Annotated in this window: 19 protein-coding genes; 10 read left to right on the top strand and 9 right to left on the bottom strand. The window is 74.1% G+C overall.

Annotated features, from left to right (window positions below; genetic code table 11):
* Positions 1–122: 122 nt before the first annotated feature.
* From ABZ573_RS02190 to ABZ573_RS02155, 8 genes are all read left to right on the top strand, one after another.
* Positions 123–491, top strand: a complete 369-nt coding sequence (locus ABZ573_RS02190; RefSeq protein ID WP_151456012.1) for a hypothetical protein — start codon at positions 123–125, stop codon at positions 489–491.
* A complete protein-coding gene (locus tag ABZ573_RS02185; RefSeq protein ID WP_151456013.1) occupies positions 484–1,737 on the top strand; it encodes a WXG100 family type VII secretion target in 1,254 nt (417 codons plus the stop codon). Before ABZ573_RS02190 ends, ABZ573_RS02185 begins: the two co-directional genes overlap by 8 nt.
* Positions 1,738–1,926: 189 nt before the next feature.
* Positions 1,927–2,319, top strand: coding sequence for a hypothetical protein (locus ABZ573_RS02180; RefSeq protein WP_358114803.1), 393 nt, complete (start codon positions 1,927–1,929; stop codon positions 2,317–2,319).
* Positions 2,320–2,549: 230 nt separating this feature from the next.
* The gene (locus tag ABZ573_RS02175; protein ID WP_151457276.1) at positions 2,550–3,368 is read left to right on the top strand and encodes a hypothetical protein; all 819 of its coding nucleotides are present in this window, start codon (positions 2,550–2,552) and stop codon (positions 3,366–3,368) included.
* 46 nt (positions 3,369–3,414) lie between these two features.
* Positions 3,415–3,747: a YkvA family protein gene (locus ABZ573_RS02170; RefSeq protein WP_151457275.1), complete on the top strand. Its 333-nt coding sequence runs from the start codon at positions 3,415–3,417 to the stop codon at positions 3,745–3,747.
* A 31-nt stretch (positions 3,748–3,778) separates the two neighbouring features.
* On the top strand, positions 3,779–4,186 hold the full coding sequence (locus tag ABZ573_RS02165; RefSeq protein ID WP_358114799.1) for a TIGR03618 family F420-dependent PPOX class oxidoreductase: 408 nt from the start codon (positions 3,779–3,781) through the stop codon (positions 4,184–4,186).
* 298 nt (positions 4,187–4,484) lie between these two features.
* A complete protein-coding gene (locus ABZ573_RS02160) occupies positions 4,485–5,156 on the top strand; it encodes a C39 family peptidase (RefSeq protein ID WP_327030335.1) in 672 nt (223 codons plus the stop codon).
* A gap of 176 nt (positions 5,157–5,332) precedes the next feature.
* A complete protein-coding gene (locus tag ABZ573_RS02155) occupies positions 5,333–5,935 on the top strand; it encodes a hemerythrin domain-containing protein (RefSeq protein ID WP_358114795.1) in 603 nt (200 codons plus the stop codon).
* 64 nt (positions 5,936–5,999) lie between these two features.
* Here the strand turns inward: ABZ573_RS02155 and ABZ573_RS02150 are convergent, their stop codons facing one another.
* The 3 genes from ABZ573_RS02150 to ABZ573_RS02140 all read right to left on the bottom strand — a co-directional run bounded on the left by ABZ573_RS02150 (position 6,000) and on the right by ABZ573_RS02140 (position 7,826).
* On the bottom strand, positions 6,000–6,236 hold the full coding sequence (locus ABZ573_RS02150; RefSeq protein ID WP_132231878.1) for a ferredoxin: 237 nt from the start codon (positions 6,234–6,236) through the stop codon (positions 6,000–6,002).
* 4 nt (positions 6,237–6,240) lie between these two features.
* On the bottom strand, positions 6,241–7,446 hold the full coding sequence (locus tag ABZ573_RS02145) for a cytochrome P450 (RefSeq protein ID WP_151457271.1): 1,206 nt from the start codon (positions 7,444–7,446) through the stop codon (positions 6,241–6,243).
* Positions 7,447–7,643: 197 nt separating this feature from the next.
* Positions 7,644–7,826 (bottom strand): antitoxin, encoded by a 183-nt coding sequence (locus tag ABZ573_RS02140; RefSeq protein WP_151457270.1) that lies wholly within the window; start codon positions 7,824–7,826, stop codon positions 7,644–7,646.
* Between the two features lie 201 nt (positions 7,827–8,027).
* Here ABZ573_RS02140 and ABZ573_RS02135 point away from each other — a divergent pair, with 201 nt between their 5' ends.
* Complete coding sequence (locus ABZ573_RS02135) at positions 8,028–9,152, top strand: AI-2E family transporter (RefSeq protein ID WP_358114790.1); 1,125 nt, start codon at positions 8,028–8,030, stop codon at positions 9,150–9,152.
* A 21-nt stretch (positions 9,153–9,173) separates the two neighbouring features.
* On the opposite strand, the gene ABZ573_RS02130 is transcribed toward ABZ573_RS02135, so the two are convergent.
* Positions 9,174–9,833 (bottom strand): alpha/beta fold hydrolase, encoded by a 660-nt coding sequence (locus ABZ573_RS02130; RefSeq protein WP_327030333.1) that lies wholly within the window; start codon positions 9,831–9,833, stop codon positions 9,174–9,176.
* A gap of 169 nt (positions 9,834–10,002) precedes the next feature.
* Here ABZ573_RS02130 and ABZ573_RS02125 point away from each other — a divergent pair, with 169 nt between their 5' ends.
* Complete coding sequence (locus tag ABZ573_RS02125; protein WP_132231888.1) at positions 10,003–10,182, top strand: hypothetical protein; 180 nt, start codon at positions 10,003–10,005, stop codon at positions 10,180–10,182.
* Between the two features lie 75 nt (positions 10,183–10,257).
* On the opposite strand, the gene ABZ573_RS02120 is transcribed toward ABZ573_RS02125, so the two are convergent.
* The 5 genes from ABZ573_RS02120 to ABZ573_RS02100 form a co-directional block, all read right to left on the bottom strand.
* On the bottom strand, positions 10,258–12,630 hold the full coding sequence (locus tag ABZ573_RS02120; protein ID WP_358114787.1) for a glycosyl hydrolase family 65 protein: 2,373 nt from the start codon (positions 12,628–12,630) through the stop codon (positions 10,258–10,260).
* Positions 12,627–13,379, bottom strand: a complete 753-nt coding sequence (locus ABZ573_RS02115; RefSeq protein WP_358114784.1) for an HAD-IA family hydrolase — start codon at positions 13,377–13,379, stop codon at positions 12,627–12,629. The genes ABZ573_RS02120 and ABZ573_RS02115 overlap by 4 nt, the downstream gene beginning before the upstream one ends.
* A 61-nt stretch (positions 13,380–13,440) precedes the next feature.
* The gene (locus tag ABZ573_RS02110) at positions 13,441–13,905 is read right to left on the bottom strand and encodes a DUF4442 domain-containing protein (RefSeq protein ID WP_311410536.1); all 465 of its coding nucleotides are present in this window, start codon (positions 13,903–13,905) and stop codon (positions 13,441–13,443) included.
* Positions 13,906–13,952: 47 nt separating this feature from the next.
* The gene (locus ABZ573_RS02105; RefSeq protein ID WP_327030330.1) at positions 13,953–15,254 is read right to left on the bottom strand and encodes an ABC transporter ATP-binding protein; all 1,302 of its coding nucleotides are present in this window, start codon (positions 15,252–15,254) and stop codon (positions 13,953–13,955) included.
* Between the two features lie 134 nt (positions 15,255–15,388).
* Complete coding sequence (locus ABZ573_RS02100; protein WP_358114780.1) at positions 15,389–17,650, bottom strand: bifunctional glycosyltransferase family 2 protein/CDP-glycerol:glycerophosphate glycerophosphotransferase; 2,262 nt, start codon at positions 17,648–17,650, stop codon at positions 15,389–15,391.

Here is a 17,650-nt window from a genome sequence, read left to right as displayed (position 1 = left end):
CGCGAGCGGGGCCGGACCCGCGCGTGACGGATCGACGCCGGTGGCGGGTCGCCCGCGTCGCACCCGTCGACTAACCTGAGCCCTGCCAACGGTTATCGACGATGACGTACGGGGATGCTGCCATGACCGGGCGCACGACAGTCGACCTGCTGTCCCTGGAAGACTTCCACCAGAAGTTGGCCAACCGGCTGACCGAGGCGGAGAAGGCGTTGCGGAAGCTGAGCACCGAGATGCAGTGCCGGCCCCCGGCGCTGGGCTCGTTCGCCGACGCCACCGAGAACTCCCGCCGCTACTCCGAGATCCACCAGTCCTACGTGGACCAGGTCGACCGGCTGCGTGCGGCGGTGAAGGCCGCGCAGAGCGCCACCGCGACGATCCTGGCCAACTACCGCACCGCCGAGGAGCGCAACGCGGCCAACTCCGCCGACATCGCCGCCGCGCTGAACGGCGTGGACGACGCGTTGAAGCGGAAGGAGGATCCGCGTGTCTGAATACACCCAGCGCTACCAGCACGTCAGCCACCAGCAGCTCTACGACGCCGTGATGGCCGGCCAGCCGGGCCAGATCGACGGCGTCGCCGCGCAGTGGACGGCGCTCAAGGGCATGCTCGACGGGCTGTCCCGCGAGCTCAGCGGCGACCTCGACAAGCTCGCCAACACCTGGACGGGCTCGGCCTCGCAGGAGTTCCAGCGGCGGTTGACGCTCGTCACCGACTACGCCGACAAGCTCGGCGAGGGCATGGCGGACGTGAGCCGGGGCCTGACCCTGATGTCCGGCGAGCTGCGCACCGCCCGCACGCAGGCGGAGAGTCCGGCCGAGACCGACGACCACGACCAGGCGCTCTCCGGCGCGGCCAAGGGCGCCGTGTTCGGCGTGCCGGGCATCGTGGTCGGCGGGCTGCTGGGGCACCAGCAGGACAAGGCCGAGCAGGAGAAGGCCCACCAGCGCATGGTCAACGTGGTGGCCGAGCTGGCCGCCGGCTACGACCTCTCGGCGTACGGCCGGCTCGTCCCGCCGCCGCCACCGCATCCGGACACCCCGGGCACGACCAGCCGCGATTCGACGCCCCCGCGCAGCGGCCCGGGCGCCAGCACGCCGACGGCCGCGCCGACCACCTCCGGCCTCGCCGGGCAGCCCGGCGGCGCCACCGTCGCGGCCCCCGACCGGCCGAGCTCCGGACCGGGCGGCGGCGCGACCGGGACGCTCGTCCCGGGCGCCGTCGGCGGCGGGCAGCCGGGCGGCGGCGTGACCGACGGCGTTCCCGGCGGCGTCCCGGCCGGCACCTCCCTCGCCGGTGCCACGGCACTGACCGGCACGCCCCCGACGACGGGTCCCGTCGGGCTGGGCGGCACCTCGACGGCCTCGGCCGGCGGGCCGGGCCTCCAGTTCGGACCGTCGGGCGGCGTGCTCGGCACCGGAGCCCTCGCCGCGAGCGGCAACGCACCGGCCTCGGCGGTCCGGTCCGTCGGCGGCACTCCGGTGGCGGACAACCGGTCCGCGACCGGGATGGGCCGGCGCTTCGACAACGGCGCACGACAGGGCGGCGACCGGGCGGCCAGCGGGACGGGACGTGCGGGCGGCGCACGCGGCGGGGCGGGTCGCCCCGGCGTCCTGGGCGGCACCCGGGGCACGCACGACGACGACGCCGACGGCCGGCTGACCTGGCTGACGGAGGACGACATGGTCTGGGGCGACGGCGCCGCCGCCGCTCCGCCCGTGCTCGGCACCGACAGCTGACGCGCACCAGCACGACGACGGCCCACCCGGCGGGCGTACCACCGGGTGGGCCGTCGCACGTGCGGCGTCGGTCCCGGCGGGCGCCGTCACACCCGCTCGACGATCCTTTTCGGACATCGTGGCGGCGGTCACCCGATCCCAGGTCGTCGGCGCGCTGCACGAGCCCGGCCCGGGCGATAGGTTGGACGGGTGCCCTCCGTAGCGTCCGTCGACCCGTTCTGGTCGTTGACGCTGCGCTCCCTGCGTGAGCTGACCCGGCTGGCGATCGCCGCGCTGGTGCTCGCTGTGGGCCTCGGCGCCGCGAGCGCCGCACCGGCCCCGCCACCGTTCGCCGCCGGCCCGGCCGCCGTCACCGCCCCCGTTCCGGCCGCCGGTCCGGCCGTCGCGAGCGCCCGGCTCACCCCACCGCTGTCGCGCCGCGAGCCGGTGGCCGAGCAGGCCGACGGCTTCGCCGCCCCGTCGGCGGTCCGGCGCGACGACACTCCGGCCGACACCGCCGCCGTGGCGGTCGCCCGCCCGGACGGCCCCGCCCGCGACCCCGGCAGGGGCGTCCCCGCCCGGCGCGGTCCGCCCGCCGCCTGAACCGTCGGCCCACCGGCTCCGCGGCCGGGGCGACGGACGGCGACGGACCACCGGCACGCGCGTCCGTCCGCCCCGTGCCCCGGCCGCCACGTCACCGGCGGCCACCCGTCGGTCCGTCGCCGGAGCGGCCACCGCCGCGGTACGCCCGCACGCGCGCCCACGATGCCCACCCGCCCGTACGCCGGGCACAGACCCTGTCGATTCCCTCGATCGACCGCGAGGTGCTGACCATGGAAAACGTGTTCTCCTCCGTCCTGCTCGACGTGCCCCGGGCCGCCGTGATCTGGCTGAGCCTGCTCGGGGTCGTCGCCGTCACCGTGGCCGGCCTGGTGCTGCGTCCCGGTCGCCTCCGCTTCGACGCCGGCTCCCGCATCCGGCGCGCCGCGATGCCGAGTGAGCTGGAACGGGCCGAGGAGGAGCGCGAACGTTCCCGGTACGCGGGGGAGGTCTCGGTCGCCGCGGAACGGGCCGCCACCACCGCCGCCCGCCTGCGGGCCGAGTGGCTGACCGCGCAGGAGGAGGTCGAGGCGGCCTGGCAGGCGTACGAGGCCGCCGAGGTGGACGTCCGCCGGCTGGCGGTCACCGAGGCGATGCCCCTGCCGCGTACCGTCCGGACGCCCGCCGAGTACGCCGAGCGCGAGCGCTTCCTGCACCGGGCCGCCCTCGACGCGTACTGGCGCAAGGAGTTGTCGGTCGAACAACTCAGCGACGTCTTCGCGCACCGCGACGGGTGGGACCCCCGGCTGCACCCGGTCGAGCAGGAACTGGTGCTGCGCCGGGCGGTACGCGACCACCTGCTCGCCCGGCAGCGGGCGGCCCGGGAGCGGGAGCAGGCGGCGTGGCGGGCGGCCGAGAACGCCGCCGAGGCGGCGCGCAGCCTGCGGGACGAGGCGTTCGCCGCGGTCAACCGCCGCCCCGAGGAGTCGCAGTCGCTGCTGCCGCTTGTCGAGGGCGCCGCAGTGGCGGAGCAGACCCGGGAGTTCCCGGTGCTGACCGGCCGCGAGGTGCCGTCGGTGGCCCGGGGCCGGGCGGCGGTTCCCGCGTACTGACCGGCATGGCCGGGCGGAACCGGTCCCGCTGGGCTAGCGTGACGGCATGTCCAGGGAGGCGTGGATCGTCGTCGGCGTCGTGGCGGTCGTCACGTTGGTCGGCGCGGTGGTGCTGGCCGTCCGCGTGATCCGCACCCGCCGCCTGCTCGGCACGCTCGGGCTGAACGGCAAGCTCGCCTTCTACGGGGCGATGCTCTACACCGTCCTGCCGATCGACCTGCTTCCCGACCCCATCTACCTGGACGACATGGCGGTGCTGACCGGCGCGCTGCTCTACCTGGGTCGGCTGGTCCGGCAGCGCCGCGCCGCGAGCGCGCCGCTGCCCGGGGCACCCGACGCGCCGTCCGGCGCCGACCGGGCGGACCGTCGCGTGCCATGATCGGCGCCGCACCGCGAGACAGGGGACGGACATGCCCGGCGACCATCGGTTGGCGCCCCACGACGAGCGGGTCGTGGCGTTCTGCCGGGAACGGCACCTGGCCACGTTGACCACCCTGCGCCCGGACGGCACCCCGCACGTCGTACCGGTGGGGGTCACCTTCGACGCGTCGACCGGGCTGGCCCGCGTGATCACCGGCGGCGCGTCCCGCAAGGCGCGGCACGTCGCCGCCGCCGGCCCCGGGGGCGCCCCGGTGGCCGTCTGCCACGTCGACGGGCGGCGCTGGCTCACCATCGAGGGGCGGGCCGTCGTGCGCTCCGACCAGCCGGCCGTCGCCGAGGCCGAGCGCCGGTACGCCGAGCGCTACCGGACGCCCCGCCCGAATCCGGACCGGGTGGTCATCGAGATCACGGTGACGCGCCTGCTGGGCAGCCTGTGACCGGTTGACCGGTTCGTCCCGTCCCGCGCCACCCACGTACGCCTGACCTGTCCGGGTGTGACGCGGGGCATCCGTACGCCGGAATCCTGCCGCCCGTGGCCCGGTTGAACCTCGACGTGCGGCCGGTGCGCCCCCGGTCGCGGGCCCGGAATGCCCACCGGAGCAGGGCCGTTGCATCCCTGAGTACGCCCCGTGGGCCGACCGCCCCGGGCCGTCGAATTCCCCGAGCCGAGCGCCTCTCCCGGTGCTGTGCGCCCCGGTCCCCCCGGCGGCGTCGACCCCCGATTGGAGCCCGACCATGAATCCGATCGTCCAGAAGAGCGGTCTCTCCGTCGCCGGCCTGCTGGTGGCCGGCGGATGCCTCGCGGGTCCGGCGGTGACCGCCCAGGCGGCGCCGGCGACGACCACCCCGGTCGGCGCGGTGCACACGGACGACCGCGCCGCCAAGAACGGCCGCCCCGACCGGCGTGCCGAGCGCGCCGTGGGCATCGAGTACCAGGCGCAGCCCAACTTCTACTACTGCGGTCCGGCCGCGACCCGGATCGCCCTGTCGGCGCTGGGCCGGGCGCTCCCCCAGGACGAGGTCGCGAAGAGGCTGGGCACCACCGAGGCCGGCACCGACTCCGCCCTCGACATCACCCGCGTGCTCAACGAGCTGACCGGCGGCGGATACCGGACCACCGAGATCCCGGATCCGGTGGCCAAGCCGGAGCAGGTCGACCGGCTGCGGTCCGACGTCGTCGCGGCCCTCGACAAGGGCCGGCCGGTGGTGGCCAACATCAAGGGCACCGCGGTCGACACGGTCGGCAACCCGCACTCGTACGAGGGCGGGCACTACCTGACCCTGGTCGGCTACCGGGACGGCGGCGACCTGATCCGGATCGCCGATCCGGCCGCCCCCGAGGGGGAGTACTGGATGACCCTGGAGAAGGTCGCCAACTGGACCGCCGAGCGCGGCTACTCGTCCTGATCCGACCCGCCGAGGGCCGGCCTCCTACGGGGGCCGGCCCTCGGCGTACCGGCGCGACGGGCGCCCGCCGAGCACCGGACGCGGGTCGGCGACACATCGATGACCGGTGGGTTCGGTGGACGGTTCCCGGGTACCAGGCCCACAACCGACCGTTCCGCAACCGGTAAGGGGCAGACATGACCAACCCACAGGACATCAGGGGTCAGGACGTCGTGGACGTCCTGACCGCCGACCACCGTGAGGTCGAGGCGCTCTTCGTGCAGTTGGAGAGCCGGCACGGCACCCCCGAGCACCGCCGGCAGCTGGCCGACGTGGTGATCGCCGAGCTGGTCCGGCACGCCGTCGCCGAGGAGATGCACGTCTATCCGACCGCCCGCAAGGCGCTGCCGGACGGCGACCAGATCGCCGAGCACGAGATCTCCGAGCACGCCGACGCCGAGCGGACCATGAAGGAGCTCGAGTCGGTCGACCCGTCCGACCCGCGCTTCGACGAGCTCCTGGCGCACCTGACGAGCACGATCCGGCACCACGTCAAGGACGAGGAGTCGGACCTCTTCCCCCGCCTGCGCGCCGCGGTCGCCACCGAGGAGATGGTCGAACTGGCCGGCAAGGTGGAGGCGACCAAGAAGACCGCCCCGACCCGGCCGCACCCGGCCGCACCCGACCGGCCGCCGGCGAACCGGCTGCTCAACCCCGGCGCCGGCCTGGTGGACCGGATGCGGGACGCGCTGAGCGGCCGCGTCACGTCGACGGCGGAGCTGGGCCAGCAGCAGCGCTGACCGCCCCCGCTCATGGTGGCCACGCCCGGCCCGGGGCGTGGCCACCGGCATGTCACCGGCCGGCTCAGGTCTCCGGGGCGATCCGGCGCAGGCCGTCCGCCTCGGACACGATGACCGCCTCCATCGGGCAGGAGTCCGCCGCGTCCACCAATGCGTCGTCCGGCGCCACCCGCTCGGCCAGCGGGCGGGCCAACCCGTCCACCAGCACGAAGTGCCTCGGCGCGGTGCCCGCGCAGATCCCCGACCCGATGCACCGCGTCGGGTCCACGTGCACCCGCCACTGCTCGTCCGTCGCACTCATCTGTTCACCAACTCACCGGCATGGCGACGAGCCCCCGGACCAGCAGGCCGCTCTTCCAGGTCAGCTCGGATTCCGGCACGGCCAGCCTCAGGTCGGGCGTGCGGGCGATCAGCGTCTCCAGGACGACCTGGAGCTCCATCCGGGCGAGCTGCGCGCCGACGCAGTGGTGCACCCCGTGCCCGAAGCCGAGGTGGGGGTTGACCTGCCGGGTCAGGTCGAGCCGGTCCGCGTCGGCGAAGACCGTCTCGTCCCGGTTGGCCGACGAGATCGACACCACCACCGGCTCGCCGGCCCGTACCAGCACGCCGCCGACCTCGACGTCTTCCATCGCGTAGCGGGCGAAGGCCGAGGACGCGCCGAGCGGCACGTACCGCATCAGCTCCTCGACGGCAGCCGGCACCAGGTGCGGCCGCGACCGTAGCCGGGCCCACTCGTCCGGGTGGGTGAGCAGGGCGTACACGAAGTTGGGGATCTGGGTCACCGTCGTCTCGTGCCCTGCCGCGAGCAGCCCGGCGGCCAGGCGCACGACCTCGTCCTCCGCGAGCCGGTCGTCGGCGTCCCGGGCCCGGACCATCGCGCCGATCAGGTCGTCGGTGGGTTGCTCGCGCCGCCGCGCGATCAGCTCGCCCATGTACGCGAGGAGACTGTCGATGTACTCCTGGGCCTGCTCCGGGCTCAACGAGGTGGTCGACACGATCGCCTCGGACCAGGCGTGGAATCGGTCCTGGTCGGCCACGGGTACGCCGAGCAGGTCGCAGATGACCCGGATCGGCAGCGGGGTGGCCAGGTGCTCCACCAGGTCGGCCGGTGGACCGGCCGCGAGCATGCCGTCCACCAGCTCGTGGGCCACCTCCCTGGTCCGGGGCCGCAGCTCCTCCACCCGGCGGGCGGTGAACGCCTTCGCCACCAGCCGACGCAGCCGGGTGTGCTCCGGCGGGTCCATCGACAGGATCCCGCCCTCCTGCTGTCGCGGCGAGTTGCGGGGCTCGTCCCGACCCACCGAGGCGGCCCGGCTGAACCGGGCGTCGCCGAGCACGGTCCGGACGTCGGCGTGCCGGGTGGCGAGCCAGGCCGGCTCGCCGAACGGCATCCGGATCCGGGTGAGCGGTTCGTCCCGGCGCAGCCGGGCGTAGCGCGGGTCGAGGTTGAGCCGGTCGGGGTCGCTGAACGGATAGCGGTGGGGGACGGTCGTCTCGGGGGCCTCGGTCACCGGATGGTTTCCTCTCGTCACGGCGCCCCAAGGGGAGGGCGCCGGTCCGGTCGGGGACGACTCCACGTTGAGTCATGTTCCGACTGCGGATAGTAGCGAGAGTCATCGATCCTTGGCTAGCGGTACGCGTCGATCCGTCAGGAAACAGTCGTCCCGGGCCACCTGCCTGCGCGGCGACCCGGGACGCTACGAGGGGTTCAGCGGACCTGGTCGCCTTCGCCGGTGCGCGCCTGGGCCTGGTCGACGCCCTTGTCGATCTGCTCGTCGTACTTGCCGCCCGTGCGCTTGTCGGCCATGTCGCCGCCCTTCTCCATGCCCTTGTCGACCTGCTCGTCGTGCTTGTCGGCGAAGTCCTTGGCCTTGTCCATGAAGTCGCTCATCGGGGTCCTCCTCGAAGCCGGTTCCGATCCCTGCCTTCCCTGGGCCCGGGGGCCCAAACGCGACGGAGCAGCGGCCCGGGGGCGGTCGGGAAACGGCGGTCGCCCCCGACGCCCCAGCCGCCCATCTAGCGTGAAAGGGGACGCGGGTGTCGAAGGGACGCCGGCCGGGTACCGACTCGCCGGAGATCGAGGAGGGCCGACGTGGTCGCAGACGATGCCGGGCGTACGCCCGAGAGAACGCCCGGCCGGGGCGCCGGCTCCCGACAGACCTGGGCCGCGCTCCCCTGGCTGGTCCGCTCGGCCGTGGTGTGGAGCGCCTGCCTGGTGGTGATCGTCGCCGGGCTGTACCTGCTGGGGAAGATCGCGGTGCTGCTCGCGCCGCTGGCCATCGCGCTGGCCGTCACCATCTTCCTCACCGCGCTGCTCGACCCGGTGCAGCTCGCGCTGCGCCGGCTCCATCTGCCCGCCGCACTGGCCGCCCTGCTCACCGTACTGCTGCTGCTCGGCCTGCTGTTCGGCGTCGGCGCGCTGGTGTGGAGCCTCACCGCCAACCAGTTCAGCGAGTTGAGCGAGGAGCTGGGGCAGGGCCTGCAACGGACCCGGGACTTCGTGACCTCGACGCTGCCGGTCAGCGACACTCAGCTCGACCAACTGCTCGACCAGGCCCGCCAGGGGCTCGGGCAGGGCTCGGTCGACCCGGTCTCCGGCGCCAGGACGGCCGCGGAGGTGCTCGGCTCGGCGCTGCTCGCGCTCGTCCTGCTGTTCTTCCTGCTCAAGGACGGCAGGTCCATGTGGCGCTGGACGCTGTCCCGCACGACCGGGCCGAACCGGGAGGTGACCGCCGAGGCGGGCCGGATGGGTTGGCGGACGCTCGGCGCGTACAGCCGGGGCACCATGCTGATCGCCGCGATCGACGCGATCGGCATCGGCCTGGCGCTGGTGGTGCTCCGGGTGCCGCTGGCCTTCCCGCTCGCGCTCATCACCTTCTTCGGCGGCTTCATCCCGATCATCGGGGCGACCGTGGCCGGCGCCGTGGCGGTGCTGGTCGCGCTCGCGGCGAAGGGGCCGGTGACCGCACTGCTCGTCCTCGCCGCCGTGATCACCGTCCAGCAGGTGGAGGGCAACCTGCTGGAGCCGCTGGTCATGAAGCGTCAGGTGCGCCTGCACCCGGCGGTGATCCTGGTGGCGGTGACCGCCGGCACCCTGATCGCCGGCATCGCCGGGGCCTTCGTCTCGGTGCCGATCACCGCCGTCGTCTGGCGGGTCATCGACACCATCCAGCAACACCGCCAGCGCCCGACGCCCGCGCCCCCGACCCCCGCCTGACCACCCTGCCGGGTGGGGTCCTCAGTGGGGGGAGGGGAGGTGGGTGGTGAACCAGTCGGCGGCGCTGTGTGCCACCTGTTCCAGGGTGCCGGGCTCCTCGAAGAGGTGGGTCGCCCCCGGGATCACCGTCAGCTCGGCCGTGTCCGGCAGCGCCTCCTGGGCCTGCTCGTTGAGCGTGATCACCTGCTCGTCCAGGCCGCCGACCAGCAGCAGCGTGGGCGCGCGCACCTGATCGAGCGCGGCACCGGCCAGGTCGGGACGGCCACCACGGGAGACCACCGCGCCGACGAGGTCCGGCCGGGCCGCCGCCGCCACCAGGGCGGCTGCGGCCCCGGTGCTGGCCCCGAACAGCCCGATCGGCACGGCGCCGAGGGGTCGCTCCGCCGCCAGCCAGTCCACGATCGCCGCGAGCCGACGGGCGAGCAGGGGGATGTCGAAGCGCAGCTCGGCGGTACGGGCATCCACCTGGTCCTCGGCCGGCGTCAGCAGGTCGACCAGCACGGTGCCGAGGGCACTGCGGTTGAGCACGTGCGCCACGGCCGTGTTGCGCGGGCTGTGCCGGGAGCTGCCGCTGCCGTGTGCGAAGAGCACCACGCCGGCCGGCTCCGCCGGGACCAGCAGGTCGGCCGGAAGTTCGGCGTCCCCCGCCGGGATCGCCACCGCGCTGCTGCGCACGTCCATCTCGCCTCCGTACGTCCTCGGTCGTCCCCGTTCCGGCCGCATACCCGTCCCCGGCGCCGGCAAGCGGCCCCGGCACCCCCGGCGTTTGTCGCCGAGGGGCCCGGGTAGGCGTCGGGTGACCGCAGACCGTACCGGCGCAGCCGCGCCCCGACGGATCGCGAGGATCGCCATGGCCCAGCAGCAGCGGGAGACCCGGCAGCAGACCACCGACCGGGACCGGCGGGAACAGGACACCGAACGCGGCCGGGACTGGGCGGACGACGCCGCCCAGGCGCGCACGGCCGACGACCCGCGGGCGATGGCGCCCCGCGACGCGGCGGACCGCCCGTCACAGGGCAGGCCGCTCTGACCGAAGCCGCCGGGCGACCGGCACCAGGGTCCTACACCGCCGGGCCGCCGTCGTCGACGGCGGGCCGGCGGTCGGTCACGGCTCGCTCTCGGGCAGGCGGAGCAGGGGAGCCCGGCCGGGGGCCTGCTCCGGGACGGGGCCCGACACCTCCGCCGCGGGGATCGGCATCGTCACCGGCTCCCCGCAGGTGACCCGGACCGGCTCACCGTGGTGCCGCAACTCCAGCACGTCTCCCGGGTCGCCGTAGCGCAGCGCGTACGTGGTCTGGTGCCGCCGGACGTCGACCCGCAGCCGCATCCCGCGCCACTGGAGGGAGAACTCCAGCCGCTCGAGCCGGCTCGACAGCCGCGGCGCGAAGGAGAGGTTGCCGTCGTGGTCGCGCAGCCCGCCGAACCCGCCCACCAGGGCGATCCAGGCGCCGGCGAGCGAGGCCATGTGCACCCCGTCGCGGGTGTTCTCGTTGAGGTCGTGCAGGTCCATCAGCGCGGCCTCGCGCAGGTACACGTGCGCCAGTTCGGGGTGGCCCACCTCGGCCGCCAGCACGGCCTGCGTGCACGCCGACAGCGACGAGTCGCGCACCGTACGCCGCTCGTAGTAGAGGAAGTTGCGCAGCTTCTCCTCCGGCGTGAAGGCGTCGCCGCGCCAGTGCATGGCCAGGATCAGGTCCGCCTGCTTGACGACCTGCTTGCGGTAGAGGTCGAAGTACGGGTAGTGCAGCAGCAGCGGGTACTTCTCCGGCGGCGTGTGCACGAAGTCCCACTCCTGGAGCCGGGTGAAGCCCTCCACCTGCTCGTGGACGTCGACCTCCTCGTCGTACGGGATGTGCATGGACGCCGCCGCGTCCCGCCAGGCTGCCGCCTCCTCGTCGGTCACGCCGAGGTGGAACGCCTCGTCCCGGTAGCGCATGACCGCGTCGGCCGCGCTGATCAGGTTCCGCTGCGCCATCAGGTTGGTGTAGATGTTGTCGTTCTTCACCGCCGTGTACTCGTCGGGGCCGGTGACCCCGTCGATGTGGAACTGGCCGTGCCGGTCGTGGTGACCGAGCGACCGCCACAGCCGGGCGGTCTCCACCAGCAGCTCCAGCCCGATCTCGCGTTCCAGCTCGGTGTCCTGGGTGACCTGGACGTAGCGCCGCAGCGCGTCGGCGATGCCAGCCGCGATGTGGAAGGCGGCGGTGCCAGCCGGCCAGTACCCCGACGACTCCGGCCCCTCGATGGTGCGCCAGGGGAACGCCGCGCCCTCCAGGTTGAGCGTCCGGGCCCGCTCGCGCGCGGCGGCCAGGGTGCCGTGCCGCCAGTGCAGCGCGTCCCGCACGGCGGCCGGTTGGGTGTAGGTGAGCACAGGCAGGACGAACATCTCCGTGTCCCAGAACGCGTGCCCGTCGTACCCCGGACCGGTCAGGCCCTTCGCGGCGATGGGCCGCCGCTCCGCCCGGGAGCCGGCCTGGAGGACGTGGAACATGCCGAACCGGACGGCCTGCTGGATCTCCGGGTCGCCCTCCACCACCACGTCGGCGGCGTCCCAGAACTCGTCGAGGTATTCGCGCTGCTCGCGGAGGAGCCCGTCCCAGCCGTCGATCCGCGCCCCCGTCAGGGCCGCCTCGACCTGGTCGCGCATCGCCGGCAACGACCGGCGGCTCGACCAGCCGTACGCGAGGTACTTGACCACGCGCAGCGTCTCGCCGGGCTGGAGCACGCACCCGATCGTGGTACGCACCCAGTCCTCGTACCCCTCGGACTGGCTGGTCGTGCGCCCCGGTGCGTACACCTCGTGTTCCATGGCGGCGGCCACCCGCAGCCCGGAGACCTTGGTCCGGTGGATCAGCAGCCCGCCGTCGGCGGTGGTGAGTTCCTCCTCGGCCTGCAACGGCGACTCCAGCACGGCCGCGACCCGCGGGTCCCCGCTCTGCGCGGGCAGCGCCTCGTTCGCCACGAGTTCCGACTGGAGGATCAGCCGCAGCGGGCCGTCCACCGCCTGGACCTCGTAGCTGATCGCGGCGACGGCACGCTGGGTGAACGAGACGAGCCGGGTGCTGCGGACCATGATCTCGCGGCCGGCCGGGGAGCGCCAGTGCAGTTCCCGGTGCAGGGTGCCGGCGCGCAGGTCGAGGACCCGTTCGTGGGCGAGGAGCTCGCCGTAGCGGACGTCGAGCGGCTCGTCGTCGACGAGCAGCCGGATCAGCTTGCCGTTGGTCACGTTGACGACCGTCTGGCCGGACTCGGGGAACCCGAAGCCGGCCTCGGCGTACGGCAGCGGGCGCAGCTCGTAGAAGGAGTTGAGGTACGTGCCGGGCAGGCCGTGGGGCTCCCCCTCGTCGAGGTTGCCGCGCAGCCCGACGTGCCCGTTGGAGAGGGCGAAGACCGACTCGGACTGGGCCAGGACGTCCATGTCCAGCCGGATCTCCCGGACGTGCCACGGCTCGACCGGATAGGCCCGTTCCCGGATCACGCGGTCTGCCCGGTGTCGAGCAGGTCGGCGAGGTCGGTGACCACGACGTCGGCGCCGTGGGCCAGCAGCTCGGCGGCCTGGCCGACCCGGTCCACCCCGATCACGTACCCGAACCCGCCGGCGCGGCCGGCGGCGACCCCGGCGAGGGCGTCCTCGAAGACGGCGGCGTTGCGCGGGTCGACCCCGAGCAGTTTCGCGCCGGCCAGGAACGTGTCCGGCTCGGGCTTGCCGCGCAGCCCCTCGGCGCGGGCGACGAGCCCGTCCACCCGCGCCTCCAACAGTGGTTCCAGCCCGGCGGCGGCGACCACCTCCCGGCCGTTCGCGCTGGCCGTGACGACCGCCCGGCGCAGTCCGGCGGCGGTCGCCGCCTCCAGGTACGCGACGGAGCCGGGGTAGACGTCCACGCCGTGGGTGCGCAGCCGCTCCAGCAGCAGCACGTTCTTGCTGTTGCCGACCCCGTTGACGGTGTCGGCGTCCGGCGGGTCGTCGGGCGACCCCTCGGGCAGCACGATGCCCCGGGAGGCGAGGAAGGTGCGCACCCCGTCGGCGCGCGGCCGGCCGTCGACGTAGCGGTTGTAGTCCGGCCCGGGGTCGAAGGGACGGAACTCCGCGCCGGTGGTGGCGGCGTGGCGGCGCAGGAAGGCGTCGAACGTCTCGGTCCACGCGGCGTTGTGCACCCGGGCGGTCTGCGTCAGCACACCGTCCAGATCGAAGAGACAGGCGGTCACGTGAGCAGGTAGGCCCAGCACGGTACGAATCTATCCAGACCTCCGCGCCCGTAAACCGCTTTCGGTGCGCTTGCCGCGCGGCTCAGTTCGGGCGCAGCGTCCAGACCACGGTCATCCCGCCGGTCGGCTTGCCCTCCTCGGTGGCGATCTCCACCTGGACCGGGAACTCCGGCCGGCGGCCGGACTCCAGTTCCGCGACCACCTCGGCGACCGGCCGGTCGAGGCGCGCGGTGGCCAGGACGGGGCCCATGGCCAGCTTCCGGTACGCGATCTCGGCCCGCACGGCCAGCGGCGTGGCCCGGTCGAGCAGTTGCCCGAACGCGGCCAGCACGACCGCGCCGGAGGCGGTCTCGCCGAGGGTGAACATGGCCCCGGCGTGCGGGCCGCCGACGTGGTTGTGGGTGGCCGGCGAGTCGGGCAGTCGGACGGTCACCCGTACCCCGCCCTCCGCCTCGGGGGCCACTTCGACGAATTCGATGCCGAGCGTACGGGCGAACGGCACAGCCTCCAGCATGCCGGCCGCCACCTGGCGCGAGTCGATGGTCATGGCCCGACGTTACTAGCCGGTAACTTTGTCGGCAAGGACCGCCCCCGTCAGCGCCAGCCCACGTCGATCCGGTCGCCGCGCTCGTCGAAGAAGTGCAGCGCGTCCATGCGTACGGAGACGGCCAGGGGGTGCCCGGCGGCGATCCCCGGGTACGGCGCGAGCCGGACCGCGAGCTCGGCGGGGCGCCGGTGGTGCCGGCCCGGGTCGTTGAGCACGCTGGTGCGGGTGGCAGCGACCGGGGCGGGGGCCTCCTCCTCGGGGGCGCGCCCGGTCAGCCGCTGCATCACCTGCCCGAAGCGGCGCAGGCCGCGCTGGCCGGTGGGCGCCTCCTCCGTCCGGGTGCCCATCTCGTCCACCACGATCGCGGTGGCCCCGATGTCGAGGAAGGCGAGCGACTCGTGCCCGTGGTGCTCCAGGTAGCGGATGCGGCCGTGCAGCACGGCGCCCTGGGTGTCCGGCGCGACCGGGGTGAGCGCCTCGGCCCGCATCCCGACCACGATCCGCTCACCGTGGTAGTGCGCGACCGCCCGGCTGCGGATGTCGTCCCACGGCAGGTGGAGCGCCTGGTCGCCGAGGGTGAGGGTGACGTAGCGGTCGAGGTGGACGTAGACCGAGGCCTCCAGCAGGTTCATCCGCGGGCTGCCGAGGAACGCGGCCACGTAGAGGGTGGCCGGGCGGCCGTAGACCTGGGTGGGGGTGCCGACGTCCTGGAGGACGCCCTTGCGCATGATGGCGACCCGGTCGGCCATGGTCAGCGCCTCGGCCTGGTCGTGCGTGACGTAGATGGTGGTGACGCCCAGCTCCCGGGTCAGGCCGGAGATCTCGGCGCGCAGTTCGGCCCGGAGCCCGCTGTCGAGGTTCGACAGCGGCTCGTCCATCAGGAAGAGGCCCGGACGGCGCACGATCGCCCGGCCCATCGCGACCCGCTGGCGTTGCCCGCCGGAGAGCTGGCTGGGCTTGCGGCCGAGTACGTCGCCGATGCCGAGCGCGCTGGCCACGTCGGTGACCCGCTCGCCGCGCGGCTCGGGCTCCAATCCGGCCAGCTTGAGCGGGAAGGCGATGTTGTCGCCGACGGTCATGTGCGGGTAGAGCGCGAAGTCCTGGAAGACCATGGCGATCTTCCGGTCGCGCGGCGGCAGGTCGTTGGCCAGCTCGCCGTCGAGCATCACCGCGCCCGACGTCGGGTCCTCCAGCCCGGCCACCATCCGCAGCACGGTGGACTTCCCGCAGCCCGACGGGCCGAGCAGCACCATGAACTCGCCGTCGTTGACGTCGAGATTGACGCTGTCGACGGCGAGGGTGCCGTCCCGGAACACCTTCGTGACATCCTTGAGTGCGACGGTTGTCACCGTGCCCTCCCCCCACCTCGTCGACCGAATCCCGAATGACTGTGACGAGGATCATGCGGTTCGCACATCGGGTAAACGTGCCATGTTCGGCTTGTGACGGCCCTGTGACGCCCACCCGGCGGGACGAGCCGGCGTCAGCGGGGTCCGCCTCCCGCCTGCGACGCCGGGGCCAGCGCGCCGACTCCGCGCGCCGGCCGGCCGGCGGTGGCCGGTTCGCCGAGGAAGACCCGGCGGACGACCCGCTCGGCGGCGTGGCCGTCGTCGAGCGCACAGAACCGGGCCCGGAACCGCTGCCGGGCCGCGCGCGCCGCCGCCGAGTCGACGCCGCCGGCGCGGAACAGGTCGAGCAGGTCGGCGAAGCTGGTGGCCACCGCGCCCGGCGGCTCCGCCGTCACGTCGAAGTAGACGCCCCGGGCCAGCCGGTACGCCTCCCAGTCGGGGGCGTAGACGACGATCGGCCGGTCGAGCACGGCGTAGTCGAACATCGCCGAGGAGTAGTCCGTGATCAGCACGTCCGCGACGAGGTAGAGGTCCTCCACGCGCGGATGGCCGCTGACGTCGCGTACGCGGTCCCGGTCGGCGGGGCGCCGGGCGCGTAGGTCCCGGTCGTGGAAGTAGTGGCTGCGGATCAGCAGCCGACCGGCCGGGCCGAGCACGTCGAGCAGCCGCTCCGGGTCGAAGGGCGGCCGGTAGCCGGGCAGGTGCTCCCGGTGCGTCGGGGCGTACAGGACGACCCGTTCGTCGGGCCCGAGGCCGAGTTCGGCACGCAGCCGGCGCACCTCCCCCGCGGTTGCGGTGACCAGCCGGTCGTTGCGCGGGTAGCCGACCTCCAACGTGGTGTACGCGGCCGGGTACGCGCGCTCCCACATCTGGCTGGAGAAGCTGTTCGCGCTGACGCTGTAGTCCCACCGGTCCACCCGGCGCAGCAGCCCGGCGAAGTCCATCCCGACCGCGCCGACCGGGTACCGCTGCTGGTCCAGGCCCATCACCTTCACCGGCGTGCCGTGGTGGGTCTGCACGTGCACGCTGCCCGGCCGCTTGCGGACGTGGTCCGGGAAGTTCACGTTGTTGACCAGCCACCGCGCCCGGGCCAGCGCCCGGTAGTACGCGGGCGTCCCGGCGACCACGTACGCGACGCCCTCGGGCACGGTGTGCACGCGGTCCCGCCGGACGATCCACACCCCGCGCACCTGCGGCGCCAGCCGCCGGGCCGCCTCGAAGATCGCGGCCGGGTTGTCCGAGTAGCCCCGGTACCAGTAGGCCGCGTAGACGGCCAGCGTCGGATCGACCGGGCGGCGCAGTTCGGCCCGGTAGTACTCGCGCAGCAGGGCGTCCCGGGCCAGCCGGGCCGCGCGCCGGGCCGGGGGCGCGACCCGCCGCTTCGCGCTCCGCGCGGTACGCCGGGCGACGTCCCGCGCGCGGTAGGCGGTGCGCAGCGCGCTGAAGGTACGCCAGCGCCCGGCCGCCACCAGCCGGTGCTTGAGCCCCTCCGCGCCCGCCGGGGCCGGATGGCCACCGGGGGGCAGCCAGCGCGCGTGGTCGGCGGTGATCTGGGCGAAGAAGGCCGGCCGCAGCTCGGGGTCGATCCGCTCCCCGTTGCCGAGCACGCTCAGGTAGTGCCAGATCATCCGCTCGAACAGCGCGGGACGCAGGTCGTCGACCGCCGGCCCCCAGGCGTCCATCAGCCGGAACACCCGGTGCCACTGGTCGAAGACCTCGAAGTGCCGCTCGCCCCTGGTCCTGGTGATCGCCCCGGTGCGGCGCTGCCGGTAGTTGACGCAGACCCGGTCCAGCACACCGATCCGCTCGGCGGCCATCAGCACGGGATAGCTGAACGAGACGTCCTCGTACCAGCCGGGGGCGAAGCGCAGCCCCTCCTCGATCAGGAACTGCCGGCGGACCAGCCGGTTCCAGGCGGTGTGCAGCAGCCGCAGCGTCTCGGGCCGGTCCCGCAGCCGGAAGGTCTCCTCGCCGGGCGGCTCCGGGAACACCTCTTCCATCGCGCTGCGGCTGGTGGCGTCGTTCCAGTGCGTCCGGACGTGGTCGACCAGGAGCACGTCGGGGCGGGTCGCGCGGAGGCGCTCGACCACCTCGGGCAGGCACTCCGGGGCGAGCCAGTCGTCGCCGTCGACGAACCAGACGTACTCGCCGGCGGCCCGGTCCAGCCCGATGTTGCGGGCCGGACCGAGCCCCACGTTCTCCGTCAGCCGGACGGCGCGCATCCGCGGGTCGCGGGCCGCGTACTCGGTGAGGATCTCGCCGCTGTCGTCGGGCGAGCAGTCGTCGACCCCGATCACCTCGATGTCGGTGACGGGCTGCCCGAGGATGGAGTCGAGGCATTCGCGCAGGTAGCCCTGCACCCGGTAGGCCGGCACGACGAAGCTGATCAGTGTCAT

It is taken from the genome of Micromonospora sp. NPDC007220 (genome assembly GCF_040634035.1).
Classification (GTDB): domain Bacteria; phylum Actinomycetota; class Actinomycetes; order Mycobacteriales; family Micromonosporaceae; genus Micromonospora; species Micromonospora reichwaldensis.
The sequence above is the reverse complement of the archived record's forward strand: the minus strand, read 5'-3'. Positions and strand labels throughout refer to the sequence as shown.